Origin of the sequence: Psychromonas marina, from assembly GCF_030161115.1 — a bacterium.
Classification (GTDB): domain Bacteria; phylum Pseudomonadota; class Gammaproteobacteria; order Enterobacterales; family Psychromonadaceae; genus Psychromonas; species Psychromonas marina.
In genome coordinates this window covers 1-3,186 of sequence record NZ_BSPQ01000017.1, presented here as the reverse complement: position 1 = coordinate 3,186, position 3,186 = coordinate 1, and the positions used below count along the sequence as shown (strand labels likewise).

General features: G+C 35.6%; 3 protein-coding genes. 2 read left to right on the top strand and 1 reads right to left on the bottom strand.

The window, feature by feature from the left end; genetic code table 11:
* Positions 1-94: 94 nt before the first annotated feature.
* Positions 95-493 carry a GFA family protein gene (locus QQK09_RS15855; protein WP_284205136.1) on the top strand — a complete coding sequence of 133 codons (399 nt, stop codon included), beginning with the start codon at positions 95-97 and terminating at the stop codon, positions 491-493.
* A gap of 147 nt (positions 494-640) precedes the next feature.
* On the opposite strand, the gene QQK09_RS15850 is transcribed toward QQK09_RS15855, so the two are convergent.
* Entirely contained in the window at positions 641-859 is a 219-nt protein-coding gene (locus tag QQK09_RS15850; protein WP_284205135.1) for a YHYH domain-containing protein, read from the bottom strand.
* A 708-nt stretch (positions 860-1,567) separates the two neighbouring features.
* Between QQK09_RS15850 and QQK09_RS15845 the strand changes: the two genes are divergently transcribed.
* Entirely contained in the window at positions 1,568-2,476 is a 909-nt protein-coding gene (locus QQK09_RS15845) for an arginase (protein WP_284205134.1), read from the top strand.
* Positions 2,477-3,186: the final 710 nt, after the last annotated feature.

The window sequence follows — 3,186 nt, the reverse complement described above, 5'->3', positions numbered from 1 at the left end:
ATTATGGCTCTGGTTGAAAAACTAACCCACGGTAGAGGCTAGCACCTTAGTGGGAGTCATTATGTCTATATCTCTATGGCATATAAGGATATTTATGAGTCATATTAAAGGAAGTTGTAACTGTGAATCAGTTAAATTTCAAATATCAGGTGATATTAAAAAAACTCTAAACTGTCACTGTAAATTATGTCGTAAAATGAATGGGGCTGTATTTTCTACTTATGCGGTTGTGTTAACTTCTGACTTTTCTTTGTTAACTGGTAAATTAAATAGTTTTAAAGTGTCTGAAAGCGCGACAAAGCACTTTTGTGGTAAATGTGGAACCCCAATTTATAATACTAACCCTAAGTTCGCAGGACTAAATATATTGCATTTTGGTTCACTAGACCTTTCACCTGAATTGGTTCCTGATGTAAATATTTATTGTGAATCAGAAATAACTTGGGCTAAGAGCCTTAACACAATACCGAGTTTGCAAAATGGTATTGAGTAGGCGAGATATAACAAGGCACTTAAACGGAACAAAAACAGTTGGTTACGTTTCGCTTCGCTACACATTATAACCAACTATTTTTGTCCGCTTAGTGCGGCGTTAGGCCTACTTGCTAGTAATACTAGCAAGTAGATTTGTTTTGCTTACTTATGCAGGACAGCTTCCGCCTCGTTGTTTCCTGTTATGGCAATGATATTGACCAGTTTTCCTATTGTAATGGCAACCGCATTTATCAGTTCCACCGCTATGTGCGATAGTTAAATTAGATTGAAAGAGGCCTGTATTAGTTTCAGTCACTAGTGGGGTGCTAACTGCGAAAGATAGTGGAAGAAATGCTGAGAATATTAGTAGTTTTACTTTTTTCATTGTTGATACTTCTTAATTAAAACTTATTGTACCACTTTAGTGGTGGTTACTGAAGGTGGAATATATTTGCGGTGTCAGGCACTTAGTTTATGAATTCGGCATGCCTAACAAGAACTTTAAACGGAACATAAACAGTTGGCTATGTTTCGCTTCGCTACACTATTTTAGCCAACTATTTCTGTCCGCTTAAGTGGGCGTTAAATGGCTTTCGTAGAGGTCTTTTGGGTTTGTGTTTCTTAGGTCTATTTTGTGTAAAGTTGTATGCGAGGTTGGCTTGTTTGTTTCCTTTTAATTTATCTGAAACTGGCTATTTTAATTGTTTCCATGAATGTAATTCGTAACTAGCACATTTACGCCATTTTCAAGTGCGGTGAGTTGGCTTGGTTTTTAACGTAGCTTCTCAAAAATGTAAATAGAACAATGTATTAACTTCGTTCATCAACGAGCTTCGTTTATGATAATGGTTAAATTTATAAGTGGTTTAAAGCCTGATTTTACAGTTCAATTGATTGTTCACTCGGCCTACCATTTAACAAGAGCATTCAAGCGGAATAAAAACAGTTGGCTACGTTTCGCTTCGCTCCACAATTATAGCCAACTATTTTTATCCGCTTAATAGCGGCGTTAGCTTGCTGGCTTAGAGCAATGAATATATTCAAATAAATCATCAGTGTGAAAATTAGTTTTCATAAAATAATATAGGTTTCTATGACTTTTAATAAATGTATAATCGTTGAGTGTGATTTAGGCGGATTTAAAAAAGGAGCTTCTCAGGGAGGTGATGCCGTTGTTTTACAATTAAAAAACAAACCAGAACTATTAAATGTTATTAAAACACCTAATTGTATTTTACGGAAAAGCAATACACCCCAATCTCATTATTTAGATGAGATTAATCAATGTCTTGATTCTTTATCTAGAGATGTTTCTGATTTCCTTCAAGAAAATGTTGAAGATAAATTGATAGTGTTTTCTGGAGATCACAGTACAGCATGTGGAACATTAGCTGGTGTAAAGAATGCCTATCCAAACAAACGAATTGGCGCTATCTGGATTGATGCACATGGAGACATTCACTCACCATACACTAGTGATAGCGGTAATATGCATGGTATGCCCGTGGCTGCTGCAATGGGACTCGATCATAAAGAAATTGCAGTAAATAAATTAGACAATGTAACAAATTCTCTTTGGGAAAATACTAAATCAATATGTAATCAGGCAATCCAACCTGCCGATTTTGTTTATATTGGCATTCGAGATTTAGATAAAGTTGAATGGGACATTATTGAACTGCATGATATTAAATATTATAGTGTTGAAGAGGTTAAAGTTGTTGGCGGAGCTGGTATAGCTCAGCAAACATTGGACCACTTATCGTTGTGTGATTTTATTTATATCTCATTTGATATCGACTCACTCGACTCTTCTTTAGTTCCAGGAACGGGGATGCCTGCCGATAATGGTCTATCACTCGATTGTGTGAAGTCAATTTTTGATACTTTATTACGCTCTAAAAAAATAAAAGCACTAGAGGTTGTCGAGGTTAATCCTCTACTTGATACCAACAACAAAACAACTAAAACGATAGCGTCTCTGCTCGATGATTTCATGTGATACAATCGTTTTCTGTTTAACGGGTTTGGGTGCTATTCTCAAGTCGGGTGGTTAAATGCCAGCTAACAAGCTAATCAACTGGACGCATAACGGTTGTCATCGTTTTTGCAAAAGAAAAACATGGCAAAAAAAAAGCCAACCTACACGCCAGTTATTAGGGCGTTAAATGTCACTACTTTTTAAGGTTTGTTTTAGTGTTTCATTTACGCTTTGTTTACTGTTTTACCATGTGGTTTTTTGAGAATATCTAAACTTAGAAATCTTAAAAGTAGCGTCGATTGTGCTGTCACTTTCATTGGCTAACTTGTATTTCGTCAATCTGTAAGTTGCGGTATTTTGGTCATTTGATTGAGTTCTGTTTTCAATTCGTCAGCTAGTTTTTGATTTGAGAGATTTGTAATCTTAAAGGTTGGTTTTAAGCGTTCGTAAACTATTCAATTATTGGTTTTGTGTCATCTTCGTAAAGTGTTTTCTACGGAGTTCAAAGTTAATAATTAAGTGGCTTTGAATCTTGGTTGTTTGCGTTACTATTTCATTTCGTTATGTAATTGTATTTATTTGGTTTTAAACTGATCGTGAGCATTTAACAAGCACTTTAAACGGAACAAAAACAGTTGGCCATGTTTCGTGCCTCAACAAGTTTAGCCAACAATTTTTGTCCGCTTAAGTGGGCGTTGGTATGACTTCCCACGTCAATCTAAATATTACTT